Origin of the sequence: Marinigracilibium pacificum (genome assembly GCF_012926615.1) — a bacterium.
Classification (GTDB): Bacteria; Bacteroidota; Bacteroidia; order Cytophagales; family Cyclobacteriaceae; genus Mangrovivirga; species Mangrovivirga pacifica.
The window spans coordinates 296228-315636 of record NZ_JABBNU010000004.1; the positions used below are offsets into that span (position 1 = coordinate 296228).

Below are 19409 nucleotides of genomic sequence, written 5' to 3' on the forward strand. Positions count from 1 at the left end.
TTAGTGAGACAGATCAGACCAAAATTAAATTCACTTTATACATCCTCATTTGTATGTTTAACTGTTCTTACCATTTGGTTTTTAACTTCCTGTGATTATCAAAAACCTGAGGAAAAGGAAATACAATTAACAGATTATGTAGATCCTTTTATTGGCACTGATGATGAAGGAAATACCAACCCTGGTGCTGTATTACCCTGGGGACTCGTTTCTGTAAGTCCACATACCTTTGATTTTACCAGGCAAATAAGTCCTACCAGTTACCGAAGCGACTCAACCCACATCTATGCATTTAGTTTTATTAATTTATCAGGTATCGGTTGTCCGGCTGGAGGAAGTGTTCCGGTAAAGCTGGTCAAAGGAAGTTTTTCAACGGATGTGGACCAAGTGAAATCTACCTTCAGTGAGGAAAAAGCAAAACCAGGATATTACAGTGTTATTCTTGACAAGCAACGCACGAAAGTAGAGGCAACGAGTACATTACGATCTGGGATATTAAAATTTTCTTTACCTGCCGGTGAGTCTCATATTTATATTGATTTAACAGCCAACCAAGGTCATTTTAAAGGTGGGTTGGTAAACCTCGATGCATCCGGAGGTGTTTCCGGATTTCAGTTAGATGGTAATTTCTGTGGCTCACCAACAAAGCAAAAAATATATTTTTACGCCAAAACAGACCTGGAACCGGATTCCATTATGCTTTTAAATAATGATCCTCAGGATACGAAAGAAGTTAACAATAAATCCATTGGAAACAATGGAGCAGTGTTTAGCTTTAATTTGACTCAAGCTACGCAAATAAGTCTACGTGTTGGATTATCATTTGTATCAGCCGATAATGCTCGTGATAATTTAATGAAAGAACAGAAAGATCTCACTTTTGAAGACATAAAGCAAAATGCGAATGATCAATGGATCAAACAACTTGAAAAAATAAATGTATCAGGTAGTAATAAAAACAATAAAATAAAATTTTATACGGCACTATACCATTCATTGCTTCTACCCCAAACCTATTCGGACTACAATGGTCAATACAAGGTGATGGGATCAGACAGTGTTGCGTCAGCAGATTATACACGATACACCACCTATTCATTGTGGGATACTTATCGTACTGTCCATCCACTTTTAACATTAGTCTATCCTGAGATTCAAACAGACATGATGAAATCGATGATCGGGATGTATCAGGAAAGCGGATGGCTGCCAAAATGGGAACTTTTCGGACAGGAAGCCGGTGTAATGGTGGGTGACCCAGGCATACCAGTCATTGTCGATTCATATATGAAAGGTTTGACCGATATTGATGCAAATGTAGCATTGGAAGCGATGATCAAACATAGCGATCAGGAAATTGGAAATTTCATTCGCCCCGGTATAAGACAGTATAATCATTATGGTTACATTCCTATGGACGACCGAGGTGGTGACCCTATGAAATTCAAATGGTTTACGGATATGGTCTGGGGACCAGTAAGCACAACACAGGAATATAATCTTGCAGATTACAATATCAGTGTATTAGCTAATGCTCTTGGTAAAAAAGACGTAAGTAGTCGCTACCTTAATAAAAGCCATAGTTTTCTTACACTTTTTGATACGACAACACAATTTTTAAGGCCTAAGAATAAAGATGGCAGCTGGATGGATCCATTTAACCCAACTGACAGATACTTTGATATCAGATGGAAAAAAAGTGGTGGAAAAGGTTATGTTGAAGGAACAGCGTGGCAATATTTATTTTTTGTACCTCATGCATTGGATACATTAAAAAGTGTTATGGGAAAGGAAACTTTTTATAACAAACTAACAGCAGTATTTGATGAAGGTCACTTTGATATGACTAATGAACCGGATATAAGCTACCCATATATTTTCAATTATATTGAGGGAAAAGAAGATTTAACCGCTCAACATATCCATAAGTTAATAGAGGAACACTTTACCCTGGATAAAAATGGAATTCCTGGTAATGATGATGCAGGCACTCTGTCAGCCTGGCTGGTTTTTTCAATGATGGGAATATATCCGGATGTACCGGGGAAACCACATTACCAAATAACTACTCCAACATTTGACACAATTAAAATAAAATTAAACCCTGCCTATTACACAGGTGAATCACTAATCATAAACAAACAGGGAAATAATGTAACGTTGAATGAAATTTTATTTAACGGAGAATCACTGGATAGTTATAAAATTGATCACCAGACAATAACTAAAGGAGGCGAACTTATATTAAATACCGGAAAATGAAAGCATTAAGAGGCCTTATCCTACTAACTATATTCAGCTGTTCAGCAGATAAAGAAAAACATGAAATAACAATTTCGAATGAAAAGATCGTCATTACTCAATCATTGCAAAACTCTGCGATCACTGAATTACGGTTAAAAGATGATAGCCTTAATGTTTACAGTTGGTCTTTACCTATGGACCGAATGCCTGAAACCCATACAGTTCCATTTAAAGGTCATTTTATCGCGCTGGGCAATTGGGGTTTCCCAACTGAAAATGAACAAAAATCAGGTCAGGTATTTTATGGCGAAGTAAACACTAAAAATTGGGAATTATTAACTGCTGAAAATAAAACAGATTCGACTTTATCAGCTGAGGTTCATTTTAAAAGTGACATTTCAAAACTGGATGTATCTAGAGAAATAACTCTTTTTAAAACTAAAAATTATATTAAAATATCCGAAAAAATAACCAATACACTTCCGGTAATCAGGCCCTTCCAGCTTTTACAACATCCAACGCTGGGAACACCGTTTATCTCTGAAAAAACGATTGTTAATTCAAATGCCGGAATAGGATTCTTTAATAATGGTCCATTCAAGAAAGATACCTTCCCACCTGTCCAGACCTATTCATGGCCTGTTGCTATTCTTCCCACCGGATCATCGAACTTAAAACATACTGATAAAACCTTTGGTAAATACCTTTCATCGCACATCTTTCCGGATAGTGTGAAAAATGGATGGGTAACTGCTTATAATCCGGAATTTGATTTATTAATAGGATATTTTTTCTCCACAGACGATTATCCATGGATAAATTTTTGGCAAAGTATAAATGGCAGTGATTTAGAGGCAAGGGCATTTGAATTTTCGAATGTTGGTATATCGGAACCCTTAAATGAACTAATTCTTAAAGATCTTAGATTTAATGACGTAAATTCTTTTGAAATAATTGATGCAGAAAGCTCAATAAAGAAAGAATATTATGTCTTCCTGATCAAAGTGCCAGAAGACTTCAGTGAAACAACTACCATAAAAAAACACAGCAAGGGATTTTCTCTAAGATATGAATCACAATCTGGGAAAATTAAGGAATTAAATTTCTAAGCAACAACAATACTTTTTAAACAGGAATATTTCAATTTATAATACCGCTACTTAAAATTTGTAAACTAAAATTCGTGCTTATATTTTTTAGTAAATAAAGGAGGGGCATAATTGCCCCTCCCAACTCAACCAAACTATCAGGATTTATTACCCATCTAAACCCTAACCCTATTTATCATATTTTAATATCACTTCAACTGATTCGCTTTCTTTATAACCGTATCGTTGTGCTTTTATAACATTCATTGAATCACTTTTCTTCAAAGGCGTGGTATAGATATGCCATCGATCATCATTTGACTTCTGGTATGCGATGGTCGCACCAGGTGTCGATGATTTAAGAACCAGCTTATCCTGATCCAGCTGATATGTTGGTGTGGCCGTCACCGGTTGTTCACCACCGGGCCACATTTCCTCAGCCTGAATTGTTTCAGGTTTATTCTCAAGGTCACCTACCTCCTCTTGCCAGGTTAATAATGCCTGATGCATCTCTGATTTCACATTTTCATAATCAGAATCCATCGCCAGATTTATTAACTCGTATGGATCATTTTTAAGATCATATAATTCTTCCTTAGGTTTAGCATTTGCCAGCCAGCTACTTTGTTCATCAGTAAGGGTTCCTTTTTCATTCATTGACAAAATCTGTCTCATAAGCGGCATTTGCTCAAGAAAAGTAATTTGCTGCTGATAGGGTTTATCCGGATCATAATTATAAATGTATTTATAATCTTTACTTCTCACAGCTCGCCTTGTATCGTAGCGATTATCCATACGATCACGTGCTGCATATACATAATCACGAGGTTTGTCCTTTAATTCAGTGAAAATAGGTTTGCCATGCATCCATTCGGGCACTTCAACTCCTGCAAATTCTAACACGGTAGGAACCAGATCTATATAGCTAACCAGGTCTGTAATACGATGAGGTTGAGCCACATTTTCAGGTAAATATTTTTCAGGTATGTAAATAGCTAATGGTACTTTTATACCTGAGTCATATATCCATCGCTTGCTACGGGGAAGGCAGTCTCCGTGATCGGTCATGATAAATATTATTGTATTTTCCAGCAAATTATCTTCACGAAGATCCATCATTAACTCACCGATTTGCCTGTCCATTCTTGAAATATTATCGTACAATCGAGCGATATGCCCTCTGCTTATCTCTGTATCAGGCAAAAATGGCGGTACGGTAACATCCTTAGGGTCAACCATAAATGAAGAATCTAAAGGCGGTCTGTTTTTCACATCAGGAGCGACATTCTCCATATTAATACCAAATTCTTTAAAAAATCTTTCTTTGGTGCTGTCTGGCCAAATGTTTATTTCATGAGTAATCTCATAAGTACTGTAAATAAAAAATGGACGTTCTTTATCCTTCTCTTTTCTATTTCTCCAATGCGGATAGTAGGTTACTTCATCCCAAATAGTAAAAGGATCACCAAACTGATAATCTAATTTAGTATAACTGGAAGTCCAATATCCATTCGCTCTGAGCAACTCAGGAAAAGCCTTTACCTCAGGTGGAGGAACAGCATTATACATTGGAAAACCAGGCATGCTGATTACACTTTTCTTTTGACGCATATGTTGAGTACCAATACTACTCGGATAACATCCGGTAATCATGCTTGACCTGCTGGGAGCACATACACCGGAAACAGTAAAGGCATTATCAAAAACGATGGCCTTTGATGCTATTGAATCTATATTTGGTGTGTGTGCTAAGGAATCTCCATTAAATGAAAACCGCGGACCCAAATCTTCAGCAACCAACCAGATTATGTTAGGTGGTGTGTTTGGTTTCTGAGCTTCATTACCTTCATTATCCTTTTTAGCGCAGGCCATGAAGAGAATTAAAAATATTAAAAAAGTTATGTTAGATATTTTCATGAATTAAGGTTATTGAATGTGGCGGAATTACTAATATTTGTTCGCTTAAAGCCTCTTTATTGATGTTGATTGATCGGGCACCATTAATATATTCTGATAAAGGTGCAGAATATTGACTCATATTTCCGTTCGATATTCCTAATTCAGATAAATCAACGCTGGTCTCATCGTAACCATAATTTATAATTAATACTGACGTTTCTTCATTTTCATTAACCGTGACCCATCCGGATAGCGATGGAACTGAATTACCTCTGTCATCAATTAACATGTACTCAGAATCGAAGTTAAGATGACTAATTGTTGTATTATTTTTTATTGATTCAGCTGTAAATTTTGTTGCTAAACCCGCAGCTGATAGTTGCCAGGGAATAGATGAAACATTTTTAAATTTCACATGATTTAATCCTGTGGAATCTGTATAAATCAATGGGAATTTATCTCCGATTAAATTGTGAATCGTTACGACCTCAAAAGGATTTTCTAAAAACGTCTGGTAATACATCATTATATATAATGTATTTGCCCATGTTCCTCTGATCGCAGAATTATCAGCCCGCACATTAAATTCAGTACACCATATTGGTAAATTTCTATGAGGACCGATTTTGTCATAATTCAACACACTATTCCTGGCTGTGGTGAGCATGTTAGCCAATACGGCCTGATCATCTAATTGCTTTATTTCCCATACCTGCTTTTCCAATAGATCGTCCGGACTTTTTCTAAGAGCGGTTTTCGAATCAGTTGTCCCTTCCGTTCCGGCAGTGATTTTTTTCTTTTCCTGCTGCCCGTCAAGCCCAAAAGGACTGTATTTATGGTAAATTACTGCATCAGCATTTGAGCAATTACTCAATGCCCTTTCGGTCCAATCAGTATGTCGTGGATTTTTTCTAAGGTAATTTGCCAAAATAGCACATTTTGCCTCCGGAAAGGCTGATTTGATACTATCTATCCAGATTGAACAGGTCTTACCATAATCTTCGGGCGTAGGATAAACGCTCATTTCATAGGGTAACCCAAAATAGAGTTCATTACCTAATTCAATATATTTTATGTCAAGACCAAGTTCTTTTGCTCGTCGTAAGTTTCTCATGGTGTGATTCAGGTCTTTACTAAGCATATTGACCATAAATACAGGAGTAGTTCCTGTGGCTTTAATTCCTTTAGCAAAATTTTCCAAACTATATCGGTTCGGACTTTCCTTAAGATTATTAGCGACCACCCACTTGATCATCAGACTGTCCGGCACCTCACTATCAATCCAACCCTTATCCCAATCCCAGTAATTTCCAATGGTACCTCCGGGATATCGTATAGTTGATAAAGACAACTGGTTTACTGATTCAACTAAATCAGAATTGTCCCAGGGATTATCAATACCAACCAGATTTGCATTCGTCCCTAGAAAATGCTGGCTCAAAGGTTTAGCATTTAACTTACTGACTTTGATTGGTTTATTACCAGAAGAACCGCAACTTGTCAATAAAATTATCGCGAATATGTATATACAGTATTTCATGTTAGTTTTCATCAGGTTCATTAATAAGTACCTTTGGTTTTCCAATTAAAATGCTGATTTCTATCTTTTCTGACAGGAATGGCATTGCCCTCCGATTTATACATCCAGTTTAATAAAGCCGTATTTAAATTTTTCGCAACTTCCTGGTGTTCCTTATTCTTGATAAGATTATTCAATTCTTCGGGATCATTTTCAAGATCATATAATTCATTAAGATCCCATATCCCATGGTAACGGACGTATTTCCATTTTTTTGTCCGGATGGCATGTATTGTTGGAGTTTGAGGAAAAATACGCTCCCAATAATATTCATAATACATAGTATCTCTGTGAGTTGTAGCCTGGTCAGTATAAAGAATCTCTTTAAATGACTTTCCATCATAGTATTGAGGTATTTCCTTTTTAGCTAATGACAATATAGTAGGAGCAATATCTATGTTTAACAACATGTCATCTACTGTTTCTTTTCTGATGCCAGGTCCGGAGATTATTAACGGCACACGGATTGATGCTTCATAAGCTGTTCGTTTATCAATGAGTCCATGTTCACCCATCTGATAACCATTATCGCCCATGTAAATAATAATGGTATTGTCTATTAAGTTGTTTTCATAAAGAAACTTATACACTCTCCCTACACTTTCGTCAACGGATAGTAGCGTTTCAGCATATTGTTTATAAACCTCTTCAAAAGATATTCTGCCATGATACAACGAATCTACCCCGTGCCAGCTCTTCCTTTGTTCTTTTACCCATCGCGGAACTAATTCATAATTATACCCTGCATGCAGATATTTTTGATCGCCACTAAAACTTTTCGGGTAAACGACCTGTGCATCCCCATATTTATTTTCATGTCTTTTGGCTGGTTCAAACGGACTATGAACTCCCCAATGCGACAAGTATAAAAAGAAGGGATTTTCATTTCCCTTTTGTTCTTGTAAAAATTCTAATGAAAGGTCAGTCAGAATATCAGTTAAATAGCTGGAATCTGAATATTGAACTCTTTCTCCATCGATGTTAAGTAAAGGACTGTAATATTTTCCTTGTCCCTTAAAACTCACCCACTTGTCAAAGCCCTTTTTTGGTGAATCATCGTGTCCTCCCATATGCCATTTTCCCAAGAAAGCAGTGTTATATCCTACTTCTTGCAATAATTCAGGAAAAAACCTTAGCGTATCACTTAATGGAGACTTATTATCAATGATACCATGATTATGCATATATAATCCAGTCAATATTGACGCCCTGCTGGGTGAACAAAGGGAAGTAGTTACCATTGCATTTTTGGATACGACCCCATTTTCAGCAAGAAAATCAATATTAGGTGTTTCTAATTCAGGGATTTTATCAAGAAAACCTAAATAATCATATCGATGATCATCCGCTAAAATAAAAACGATATTTGGTCTTTCAGAAGATTTATTTTTTTGATCTTCAGGCGGTGAATTTTCAAATACCGAAAGAAATACGAAAATTAATATTGGCACGAAGTATTTCATTTCAACTTTCGATTAATCCAAAAAGGAGCGGTAAATAACCAGATCAGGGTTCCTGCTAATATTAAATTTTTATATTGCTGCATATCCATTATATCATAAAACACACAAAATGCAGGTATCAGAGTTAACATTAATCCCAAATAGGATAATGCCTTCAAAGAAATATATAGATGCTTGTTCATTGGTTATCGGGCTTAAAAGATTTAACAATAGACACTTCCTGCAGCTTAGCTAACAATGGATATGTTATGGCAGCGATAATCCAACCAGGAATAGCCATGAAAAAGTAAAAATCAGCATCAAAATACTTGTAGAGCAAATACGATGCGAGAACGGCAATAATCCAGGTAAATAACACTGCCCAGTTAAACCGAATATTTGTTTTTGATGCAATGTTCCTCGTCAGGCCTAATTTAGGGAATAGGTAAACATCGACTAAAACAACTGCTCCAACCGGTGAGGCAAGCAATGCATAAAAACCTAAAAATTGGTCAAGTTTACTAACAATTGCCGGAGAGCAAGCCAGTAGAGTAGCAGTAACACCAACGATAAGTGTAACTTTCCACCGTTTCACCCTCGGCATAAGGCCCTGTATGGCTAATCCGGCACGGTAAATCGTCGGGTTTGCGGTAGTCCACCCGGCGGTAACAACACAAATAGCTCCTGCTATTCCAGCACCCATAAAAGCAATTTCACCTGGTGAAGGATTTGAATTTCCGGCTTGCAAAGCCACTGCACATAAAATTCCTGAAGCTAACCACGCCATGAAATGACCGATAAACATTCCAAATGCACTAGCCAATCCGTAATTAGCTTTCTTAGCATAGCGGTAAATAGACATATCCGATAAACCAATATGCATAGCGCTATTACATAACCAGGCAAAGATCATTATGTGCCAGAATGTATATTTTGTTTGGCCATCAACAGGAACTCCTGTCCAGATCTTCTGCTTTGCGACTGTGCTAAAATCTGCCCAAGAGGTTACACCCAGTTCGGGTAACATGGCAATACCAGCTGCAAGAAATATGAGCGGCATCCAGGGGGCAAAAATGTTTGCAAACTTACTTACCCTGTCAAATCCAAAAGTTGCAACAATGGCGATTACCATCCCAATGACAATAATGATTAGCACCCAGGATGTACTGGAGGGATAAAGATCGGTCAGACCAGGGCCATTGATATCAAAAAGAAGCCCTACTGCCGAAGCAGATACACCAATCATCGCAGAAGCGGTAACGCAAAAAAGCAAACCATTAATTATATTGTATATACTTACCAACCCTACTCCACTTATTTTTTCGAGTTGATAAAAAATTGTCAATCGTGTTTTTACAGCAATGGGAGCACAAACGAAAGTCCAGCTTAATGTAGCCAGCAGATTACCAATTAGTAATCCCCACATCACATCATAGAATGCTGCACCATGAAGAACGAATAGTGGGCCGATTACAAACTCTGTGCCTGCAATGTGTTCACCCGCAACCATTCCTACAAAACTTCTAAATCCTTTTACCTTCGATTCGGGAACTTTCTCCCGTTCAAATTCATCAACTGAATTGAGCTTTTGGTTAATCTTGTTTTTCTGGGTCATGTTAAAAAATTTTTCAAAACCAATCTGCAAAATTTGACAATTGAAACACTTCGGTTTCATAAAAAAAGAGAATTTTGGTCTTTGAAAATTAAATTTCAAAGGTCATTTATCATTTCTTTGATAATTCAGATGGGTTAGGTATTATTGAGAAAATTTTTGATTCTTAATTTTAAAGAACCGGAGCAGCAGAGACGAATATGAAAGAAGCAATTTTTACCTGGGCGTTTATTCAAAGTTTTTTGGTTGGGGCAATAATATTTTTTGTAAAACGTGCCAAAATCAATACCTATCTTTCTTTATTATTTATTTCAATCGGGTTCAAAATTCTCACTCAATATTTAATGCGGTTTACCCCGCTTCGAGAAACTTTTCCTGAAATCATTTTCCTGCCAGATGTCTTTGATTTGATCGAACCGGTACTTCTGTTCTTCTATTTTAAAAGTATATGTGGAAAAAATATTGATAGATCGCAATACCTGTTTTTTCTCCCGGCTATTATCGTTCTTATTTCAGGGACTATCTATGTTTTATCGGGGAATTTCAATTCCATGTTTTCATATATTCACTCGTCATTACACCTGACCAATCTAACTACAATCCTAATTTGGAAAATAGGATTCTTTTATAAGATATTTTATGAATTCAAAAACATCAAAAGTGAAGTTTTAAAGCAGAAACAACAAAACCTGCTTAGCTGGCCTAAGATTTTGACTATTTTTATGGGATTTACCGTTTTTGTCGCACTTATTCTATGGATTTATCACATTTTGATTGTACCTAATTTCAATGTAGAGACAAAAGAATACATAAGAATCAGTTTCGAAATGATTTTTATATTATTTAATTGTTCGATAATCTTAATTACAGGTTATTTCTTCCTCAGAAACCCAAAAATATTTTCAGGAATACCACTAATTAAAACTGTCGATGAAAAGGATTTTCCAGAGGGTAAATATTATGTGGAAAAACTGGATAAGCTGTTAGCTGAGACAAATATCCATTTAGAAACAGATTTGAATGAGAAAAAATTAGCTGAAAAGTTAGAAATTCAACCTTATTTATTATCTCGTCTACTAAATGATTACCTTGGTAAATCATTTAGTGAGTTCATTAATGAAAAAAGAGTCATCCATGCAAAGGGGTTGTTACAAAATGAATCCTCCAAAAAATTAACTATTTTCTCTATTGGTGTTGACAGTGGATTTAATTCAGAATCAGTTTTTTATGTAAATTTTAAAAAACATACCGGATTTACCCCTGCTCAATATCGAAAGCATTATAATAAAAAGGATTAATCTAGTAAGTCAATCGGATTGTCTTTATTTCAAAGGGATTAAAATTTAGTTCAATCTCACTATTAGTAATATTTATTTTTTGATTCTCTGATTCATTTATTTTATTGAGTGATGCCGAAGTAAAACGCCTGTTCAATTTTAATTTAACCGTGGCTTTCTCCTTGTTCTTTTCTGACATTCTAACGATTATACCCTCTCCATCTTCGGCCATTTTAATTGACTCAATAATAATATCATCAGACTCTGAAAGGATTAAATATGGATCGATATCATCATTGCTGTTTTCTGGTATTAACCTTGCCCGTGTGATAGAATTGAGTGCTCTGGCTTTATTAATAATCTTTGATTTTACAAAATCAGCGGAATGAGGCATAAAGCTATAAGTAAAATTTTCTCCTCCTATATCCCCGGAGGCTTTTTGATTCCATTCTACATCTGCTAATTCCTGGTAGTTATGTTTTCTCAATCCATAAGCAAGATTTAGAAAAACACCTCCCCCTTTTATATCATATGCATATCTTCCATTATCGAGTAAGCTATACCCATAATTTTCACCTGAAATATTCACCCATTGATAGGCTGCGAATGGAATAAAAAGTGAATCATTCGGATTACTTATAGCTGTGGATAAAGAGTCAAAACCAAACTGGAGTCCATATGTTCCCATTTTATTTATATTGTTTATCGGAAAATCAACTCCTAATCGGTATTCTTCTTTCCAATCAACATAAGAATCGAATTTTATTTCTCTACTTCCTTTTTCTAAAATAATCTTTTGAACAATCCTGGAATCACCTATGCTTTTTTCAAATGTGAGCCCCCCGGTTAAATCGTTTTGAAAGGCATTAATAAACTTACTATCCAAAGTGATCAATTCTCTCTTATCATTTTTATAATCAACTTTATAGAAAACATTAAATTTCCTGCCGGAAGAAACAAGCTCTTTTTTTAATTCTTTATCAAATAAACTTATTATTTCTCCTTGATCATTTATTTTAAGAATTAAAAACTGGTTTTCTATTTCATTAGCAGATACATTTACACCTGTCTGAATTGATGAGGTATTATCACTCAAGTAATACTTTATAAAAGTAAAAGGTTTTAGATCATTAGCTTTTAAAAGCAGGTTACCCTCATCTGAATAAGTGAATTCAATTTCCTTATCCCCTTCATCAACTAAGCTTTTACCTTTAAGATCAATATTTCCTAAATCAATTACACCATTGAAATTTACCCCACTTGAATTAAAAAGCAACAGTCCATCACTTTTCATAGTTAACTTCTCAGCAATAAAATTCATTGCATCGGTTGAAATGATATCCACACTCAGGCTGATTGAATCCAGATCTTGCTTCGCTTTCATTAACACTTCCGGAACACCTTGACCAGTAATTATATCATGAAAATGCTGGATTAATAACTTTTTCCAAAGCGCCCTCAATTCTTCAGCAGGGTATTCAAATCCGTGTAAACTAGCAAAAGAGCACAGTGCTTCACATTCTTTAAGTTGAGATTCTACCATTCTGTTAGCCACCTTTAAGCCACTAGCCATCATAAATGTTTTTTGAATCCACTTTTCAGGCATAATCTTATGACTAAACCCGGGATAATTATCACTTACACTTTTCTGACTATTCACATAATCTACCAAATTAGTCCATTCCAGCTTCGGGATTCCTGGTAAGGATGCCCCATAATGCATTAACTCAAGATGATCTTCAGTAGCACCTCCCCCGCCATCACCCCAGCCAATAAGCATCAATTGATTGTCGGTAATATCTTTATTTTTAAATTGTTGCCAGGTACCAAAACTTCTTCGAGGCCCCGGGTCTGGTGCATTGTAAGTAGTTCTCAGGTATCCTTTTTTCCCTGCACCTCTGTGCATTTCATAAATGTATGGATATTCCCAGGCTGGCGTACTTAATCCAAAAACCAAAATTGAAGAACCATCAACACCTTTCCAATCGTAGATCGTCCGGTCAATTTCTGGTGTGTTGACACGCATGGCGATCAAATGATCTAATCCAAATTGTTTGACTATTTGCGGAAAAAATGCAGGGTAACCAAAAGTATCAGGAAGGAACAATGCATTTTCAGTAACACCTAATTCATTTTCATAAAAAGCTAATCCATACAAAAATTGACGAATAACACTTTCTCCACCCGGTAGATTCAAATCCCCTTCCAAATAGGTAGCACCATTAGCGATCCATTGTCCTGATTTAATTTTTTCCAGCACACGGTCGTACAACTTAGGGTAAAGCTTTTTTAAACGTTCATAATGATAGGGTGATGTAAATACATACCTAAGTTGAGGATAACGATCCATCAAATACAAATTATTTAAGACGAGTCGCTGAATTTTTTCATCAGTCTGGGTCAATGTCCACCTCCAAGCACTATCCAAATGTCCGTGGATAAGCACAGACAATACCGGATTATTTTTTGCTACCTTTTCAATTTCAAGGAAGTCTTTTCTCAAATTATCCAGGGTGATCTCTGCCTGACTTTGAAAACTCGTCGCGGAAGATAAATTCAGGTCGAGGGTATTCATGACCTTTTTTACTGCTGAACTTATAGGTTGATAACCACTCGAATCTTCTGGTAAGATTGATAAGGCTTCGATTAGCACTCTAACCCGCCAATAGAGTTCATCAATTATCGGATTTCTCTCGACGACACTAATTTCTCGATATCCACGGGGTTTATCAAATACACCAAAGCTCTTAAGACAGACTAATTTTGGTTCACTATCCTTTTTGATCTGGTCAAAAGACCAATAGAAATGTTGTCTGAGAAGTGCTGCTTTTGGCTGGTTGTCAATAAAAATAGTGGTTTCAGGCCACCCCACCAATGACATATCAAGTGGTTTTATACACAAAAATTTCTCCCTTTCTGATGTCAAATTGATGGCAGGCAGATTAAACCAAATGGTACTTTCAGTATGTCTTTTTCCAAATTTATGACTTGAAGGAACTTTTATAACATCTTTGGATTTTGGAATTTTTTCAGGGAAATCATCTTCCCAGCTATCAGAAAAATAAATACTATCAGCTTTCCAGATCACCTCATGCCTGATTTGACTCAAACGAAATAAATACATGATTTCATGAGGCTCGAAAAACATGTAGGGCATCACATGCCCATCAAGAGCCAGGTGTCCACCTTCTAAGGCTAAATGATCGCCTTCTGCTGCTTTTTTTATATATTCTATTGTTTGAGGATCTGTAAATTCCATTCCATCCTGAGCAGAACATAGGATAGTAATAGAAAAACACCCAACAAATACAAATAACCTCAAGTAATTAATGGCAATCATTCTCAATAGCTTAAAATAAATAAAGCCCATTCAAAACGAATTGAATGGGCTCATAACCTATATAAACATTAATAATTTGGATTCTGGACTAAATTCGGATTTCTCAAAATTTCTTCCTGAGGAATCGGTAAAAGTTCATTTTTACCTGCAACAAATCCTGGCATTTGAGTTGGTGAAGCGATATCAGGAGTATTCGCTCTGCGACCCCATCTTACAAGGTCGAAAAATCGTTGAAACTCAAAAGTTAATTCCAAACGTCTTTCAATTACGATTTGTTCAAAGAATTCTTCTTTCGATAGTCCTGCAGGAATATCAGATACTTGAGCCCTGGTTCTAACTTCATTGATTGCATCATATGCTTCAGCTGTCGGACCATTTACTTCATTTTCTGCTTCCGCGAAAAGTAACAATACTTCGGCATATCGCATTACTCTGAAATTCATTGGATCCTGAACAAAACCTACTCTTCCACCTGTATTATGCTTTCGACATCCTAAAAACACACCAGGTCTTTCTCCAGCCCGATCTCTCCATTGACCAGCTGCAACTGGATCAGCAGCAATCGGATCCCAATTACCCCAGGTATCTCCTGGTTTCGCAATTGTAAGAGGTCGTCTAACTGCTTCTTCTTCAGGAAACTGACTAAAAAAGTCATCTACCGCAACAGAAGGAACCGCATTGGCAAAACCTTGTCTTCCAGGGTTTACCGCTATAGACATCCAATTAGAAATTACACCACGAGGATCATCTTTATCAATAAACCCAGCACCGGAGCCTTGCTCAAACTGAACTTCAAAAATAGATTCTGCATTGTTTTCATTATCGACAAGAAAGTTCTGTTCAAAATCTGGTATCAGAGAATAAGTACCAAACTCGCCATTAATAACTCTTGCCAGAACATCTTTAGCTTCACTATATTCATTTTGATACAAATGTACTTTACCTAAAAATGCCTGAGCAGCACCTGCAGTAGCTTTCCCAGTATTATCACCATCCCAGGAATTAGGCAACATAGTTGTAGCCATTTCGAAATCACTCTCTATCAGGTCATAAACTTCTTCGACAGTGTTCCTTGCAGGCTGAAATTGATCACCATTTAAATCACCGTCAAACGGCTCAGTATAAATTGGCACTCCGCCGTATAATCTTACCAGGTTAAAGTAATACAACCCTCTTAAAAAATAAGCTTGGCCTAGTATATAATTCTTTTGTTCTTCAGAATCAAATAATCCCACTTCGATATCCGGAACACGCTGTAAAACGGTATTTGTACGGCCAATTCCAATATAACAAGCTTCCCATGCCTTCGGAATTAATTCAGAAGTGGTTGAGTTAAATTGAAAACCCGGATAGGCTGTTAATTGTCTTCCACCACTTGTGATATCAAAATCACCGCTCATATAATCAAGGAGATAACGTAGCCTTCTATAAAGCCCCTGGTATTGTAAAGGAGTGTAGGCAGCAATTACTGCAGCCTCAGCATGTTCGGCTGTTTGATAGTAGGTATCTGCATTCAGATCAGAGTAGACTTCAACATCTTCCAGAAAATCAGCACCGCAGGAAGACAAAGTCAATACCCCGAACATGATTATTGCAAACCAGCTGAAGTTTATATTTTTTATATTTTTCATGACTTATCTGTATTTTTTTAATTAAAATCCTAATTGAACACCTAATGTGTACCTTCTTGAAGGAGGATATCCAACACGATCTATTCCATTTAATCCAATTTCCGGATCATACCCAGAGTAATTGGTAAACGTCAATAAATTTTGACCAGCAAAATAAATTCTGGCAGACTTGAATACATTAAAATTATCCATAGATGAAACAGGAATTGAATAACCAACCTGCAAATTCTTTAATCTTAAATAAGAACCATCTTCGATGTAATAAGATGATACCAGATCATTATTACTAATGTCTGCAGGTATTGCTCTAGGATGAGTATTTGAGTTGTTTTCAGGTGTCCAGGCATTTAATACGTCTGTTGTCATATTATTGGTCAGGAAATATCCCTGAGTGAAAAATTTAGTTTCACTAAAAATATCTACACCATAAACACCTTGAAACTGTGCACTAAAATCAAAGTTCCGATAACCAAGGTTAAAAGAAAAACCTAATGTAATATCCTGGTTTGCATCACCGATGAAGGTTCGATCATTTTCATCAATTATCCCATCCGGAACGCCATCAGGACCACTTATGTCTTTATATCGGATATCTCCAGGCGCTGTATTTCCCGGAAAAGGTGTAGGACCATTATCAATTTCCTCCTGACTTTGGTAAATGCCATCTGCTACAAATCCATAAAAGGCAAATAGAGAATGACCAGGTTGAATTCGGTTTTTAGTTTGATTAGAAAGTTCATTGCTGGCAAAGCGTTCGATCGCTTCCAAACCATCAGCTAGTTTCGTAACCTCATTATCGTTAAACGCTATATTAAATGAAGCAAAGAAATCAAGTTCTCCAAATTGATTATTATAAGAGGTAGTGATTTCTATCCCCCTGTTTTCTACCTCACCAGCATTTATAAATATTGTAGACACACCCGTGGTCTGTGGAAGAGGGAAATTTAGTAATAGATCCTGCGAAGTTTTCACATAATAATCAATACTTGTATTCCACTTTCCTTCAAATAGTCCGAAATCTAAACCTAAATTAAGTTGTTCTTGCTTTTCCCAAACAAGATTTGGATTAGCGACCTGGCTACCCGGACCTACGCCAACCACAACAGTCTGAGGATTAGCTCCACCTAATACATACCTTGGGTTTATATCAAGAGTTGACACGGTTGCATTATTATCAATCTGGTCGTTACCTAAAAATCCGTAACTACCTCTTAACTTTAGATTACTAATCAAGGTAGCATCTTCCATAAATGATTCATTACTGATAACCCAGCCCAATGAACCTGAAAGGAAATCATCATAAAAGTTATCACGAGTAAATACAGAAGAACCATCACGTCTGTAATTAAATGTTGCCAGGTACTTAGCATCATAATCATAAATAATTCTTCCAAGATAGGATTCAGTTCTTTTTTCTACATAAGAACTTCCTAAACTTACTACATTATTTGAACCACCTGTAATTGGGAAATTTGGAGAAACATTTTGTCCTGATGTCACTAAACTTAATCTCGAATTTTCAACATGTTGTACAGTATAACCAGCTAATAAATCAAGGTTATGCTTACCGAATGTTCTTCTATAATTAAGTGTATTTTCTAATAGGCCGGATAAGCTTTCTCCTCTGGTTTCTGTTGCCTGAGGCTCGCCACTGGATCCTACAGGAAGTTCGCCATTACCTAAATCATATAATGGTTCGAAGATATAATTATCATAATTAGTCACATCAAAACCAGCATTTACCCGAAATGAAAACCCATCGAAAAACTCATATTCTGCATAGAGATTTCCAAAAACCCGATCAACGGTACTTTCATTATCGATTAATGTTTGTGAGGCAACTGGATTAAGTACTCTGTTATTCCCGTCTGCATCAGTTGGACCATTAAATCCACCAAGATTATTTGGATCTCTAACCTCAACAAGCGGTGAATTGGACAGAGCCCAGGCTACAGGACCTCTACCATTAGCGTTATATTCTTTATCATAATTAGCTCTGGAAACATTCAAAGTATTGCCAAAAGAAAATCTCTTCAAGTTAGTCTCAGTATTAACTCTGATTGACGTTCGATCAAATCCAGTTCCTAATACAGTTCCTTCCTCAGAATATCTGTTTACAGAAGCATAGTATGTTGTATTTTGGCCTCCACCTCTGACACTCAGGTCATAATTTTGAATAAGCCCATTCTGAAATATCTCATCTTGCCAATCTGTCGCAGTAGGTAGAGTTTCACTAGTATCTAAGTTTGAATATCTGGGTCTGCCGGCATTATCCTGGACTGTGTTATATACTGATTGGTATTGCGCACCATTTAACATATCCAGTTTTTTAGTCACCTCCTGAAATCCGACAAATGTATTAAAGTTGATTTGTGGCGCTCCACTTTTACCTTTTTTGGTAGTAATGATTATAACTCCGTTTGCACCACGAGCACCATATAATGCTGCTGCAGATGCATCTTTTAACACAGAAATTGATTCTATATCAGAGGCATTTATTGTTGCAAATGGATCACCTGCTCCACCAACACCAGTCTGAATGATATTACCATCAATTACATAAAGAGGTGAACTACCTCCAGTAATACTTCCTGTACCTCTGATTCTAACAGTAGTATTTCCACCTGGAGCACCAGAAGAATTTGTAATATTTAATCCGGCGACCTGACCTTGTAGTGCAGATTGGAAGTCTGCAACTGGACGGCCCGCTAAAGCTTCCTGATCGATACTCGTAATTGCGCCGGAGACATTACTTTTTGTTTGTGTTCCGTATCCAACAACGACTACTTCGTCTAATAAGCTAATATCGGTTACTAAAGAAATCTCAAGATAAGATTGGTTTTCAATTACTACTTCCTGTTTAGTAAATCCGATTACTGAAAAAACTAGGGTTTCTCCTTTGTCTACTTCAATTGAAAAAGTACCGTTGTATTCGGTTACACCCCCCCTGGTTGTTCCCTTTACAGATACCGTAGCTCCGGGTAGTGTTTGACCTTCTTCATCTTTAACAACTCCTGTTATTGTTTGTTGTGCCAAAGTTGTAAGATTAAAAAAGAGTCCAAATACTATGAGTTTGATAGTAAGTGTAAAACTTTTTTTCATGTTTTTAGGTTTTATTTGGATTTAAATTTTGATGGCATTTTAAAATCATATAGCCCATTACAGATTATAAAAATTTATAATGCGTTTCTTTTAAGTGAGTAATCCTGTCATTAATTAAATTTTTGACAAAAAACTCTTCACCAATATTTAATAATTCTTCACCGGAAGACTTTGAATTTGAAAATCTGAAATAAA

General features: G+C 36.3%; 11 protein-coding genes. 3 read left to right on the forward strand and 8 right to left on the reverse strand.

All coding sequences use genetic code 11. The annotated features are described in order from the left end of the window. The first annotated feature begins 3 nt into the window (after positions 1-3). Together HH304_RS08065 and HH304_RS08070 are read left to right on the forward strand one after the other, a co-directional pair. Positions 4-2262, forward strand: coding sequence for a GH92 family glycosyl hydrolase (locus tag HH304_RS08065; protein ID WP_169679998.1), 2259 nt, complete (start codon positions 4-6; stop codon positions 2260-2262). Next, a complete protein-coding gene (locus tag HH304_RS08070) occupies positions 2259-3353 on the forward strand; it encodes an aldose epimerase family protein (RefSeq protein WP_169680000.1) in 1095 nt (364 codons plus the stop codon). The genes HH304_RS08065 and HH304_RS08070 overlap by 4 nt, the downstream gene beginning before the upstream one ends. 168 nt (positions 3354-3521) lie before the next feature. Here HH304_RS08070 and HH304_RS08075 read toward each other — a convergent pair whose 3' ends face one another. Genes HH304_RS08075 through HH304_RS08095 form a run of 5 tightly spaced genes read right to left on the reverse strand, consistent with a single transcriptional unit; the run spans position 3522 to position 9867 of the window. After that, positions 3522-5249 (reverse strand): sulfatase family protein, encoded by a 1728-nt coding sequence (locus HH304_RS08075; protein WP_169680003.1) that lies wholly within the window; start codon positions 5247-5249, stop codon positions 3522-3524. After that, positions 5236-6771, reverse strand: a complete 1536-nt coding sequence (locus tag HH304_RS08080) for a hypothetical protein (protein ID WP_169680006.1) — start codon at positions 6769-6771, stop codon at positions 5236-5238. Before HH304_RS08080 ends, HH304_RS08075 begins: the two co-directional genes overlap by 14 nt. A 20-nt stretch (positions 6772-6791) precedes the next feature. Further along, positions 6792-8273 carry a sulfatase family protein gene (locus tag HH304_RS08085; protein ID WP_169680008.1) on the reverse strand — a complete coding sequence of 494 codons (1482 nt, stop codon included), beginning with the start codon at positions 8271-8273 and terminating at the stop codon, positions 6792-6794. Further along, a complete protein-coding gene (locus HH304_RS08090; RefSeq protein WP_169680010.1) occupies positions 8270-8455 on the reverse strand; it encodes a hypothetical protein in 186 nt (61 codons plus the stop codon). Before HH304_RS08090 ends, HH304_RS08085 begins: the two co-directional genes overlap by 4 nt. Beyond that, positions 8452-9867 carry a purine-cytosine permease family protein gene (locus tag HH304_RS08095; RefSeq protein WP_169680012.1) on the reverse strand — a complete coding sequence of 472 codons (1416 nt, stop codon included), beginning with the start codon at positions 9865-9867 and terminating at the stop codon, positions 8452-8454. The genes HH304_RS08090 and HH304_RS08095 overlap by 4 nt, the downstream gene beginning before the upstream one ends. A 197-nt stretch (positions 9868-10064) precedes the next feature. Here HH304_RS08095 and HH304_RS08100 point away from each other — a divergent pair, with 197 nt between their 5' ends. Then, entirely contained in the window at positions 10065-11162 is a 1098-nt protein-coding gene (locus HH304_RS08100; RefSeq protein ID WP_169680014.1) for an AraC family transcriptional regulator, read from the forward strand. A gap of 1 nt (position 11163) precedes the next feature. Here the strand turns inward: HH304_RS08100 and HH304_RS08105 are convergent, their stop codons facing one another. Genes HH304_RS08105 through HH304_RS08115 form a run of 3 tightly spaced genes read right to left on the reverse strand, consistent with a single transcriptional unit; the run spans position 11164 to position 19214 of the window. Further along, on the reverse strand, positions 11164-14511 hold the full coding sequence (locus HH304_RS08105; protein ID WP_169680016.1) for an alpha-mannosidase: 3348 nt from the start codon (positions 14509-14511) through the stop codon (positions 11164-11166). 38 nt (positions 14512-14549) lie between these two features. After that, entirely contained in the window at positions 14550-16112 is a 1563-nt protein-coding gene (locus HH304_RS08110) for a RagB/SusD family nutrient uptake outer membrane protein (protein WP_169680018.1), read from the reverse strand. A 21-nt stretch (positions 16113-16133) separates the two neighbouring features. Continuing rightward, on the reverse strand, positions 16134-19214 hold the full coding sequence (locus HH304_RS08115; RefSeq protein WP_169680020.1) for a SusC/RagA family TonB-linked outer membrane protein: 3081 nt from the start codon (positions 19212-19214) through the stop codon (positions 16134-16136). Positions 19215-19409 lie beyond the last annotated feature (195 nt).

Coding starts and splice junctions, on each gene's coding strand:
- HH304_RS08090 (WP_169680010.1), bottom strand. CDS start 8,455: ATGAACAAGCATCTATATATTTCTTTGAAGGCATTATCCTATTTGGGA.
- HH304_RS08105 (WP_169680016.1), bottom strand. CDS start 14,511: ATGGGCTTTATTTATTTTAAGCTATTGAGAATGATTGCCATTAATTAC.
- HH304_RS08080 (WP_169680006.1), bottom strand. CDS start 6,771: ATGAAATACTGTATATACATATTCGCGATAATTTTATTGACAAGTTGC.
- HH304_RS08085 (WP_169680008.1), bottom strand. CDS start 8,273: ATGAAATACTTCGTGCCAATATTAATTTTCGTATTTCTTTCGGTATTT.
- HH304_RS08070 (WP_169680000.1), top strand. CDS start 2,259: ATGAAAGCATTAAGAGGCCTTATCCTACTAACTATATTCAGCTGTTCA.
- HH304_RS08095 (WP_169680012.1), bottom strand. CDS start 9,867: ATGACCCAGAAAAACAAGATTAACCAAAAGCTCAATTCAGTTGATGAA.
- HH304_RS08100 (WP_169680014.1), top strand. CDS start 10,065: ATGAAAGAAGCAATTTTTACCTGGGCGTTTATTCAAAGTTTTTTGGTT.
- HH304_RS08075 (WP_169680003.1), bottom strand. CDS start 5,249: ATGAAAATATCTAACATAACTTTTTTAATATTTTTAATTCTCTTCATG.
- HH304_RS08110 (WP_169680018.1), bottom strand. CDS start 16,112: ATGAAAAATATAAAAAATATAAACTTCAGCTGGTTTGCAATAATCATG.
- HH304_RS08115 (WP_169680020.1), bottom strand. CDS start 19,214: ATGAAAAAAAGTTTTACACTTACTATCAAACTCATAGTATTTGGACTC.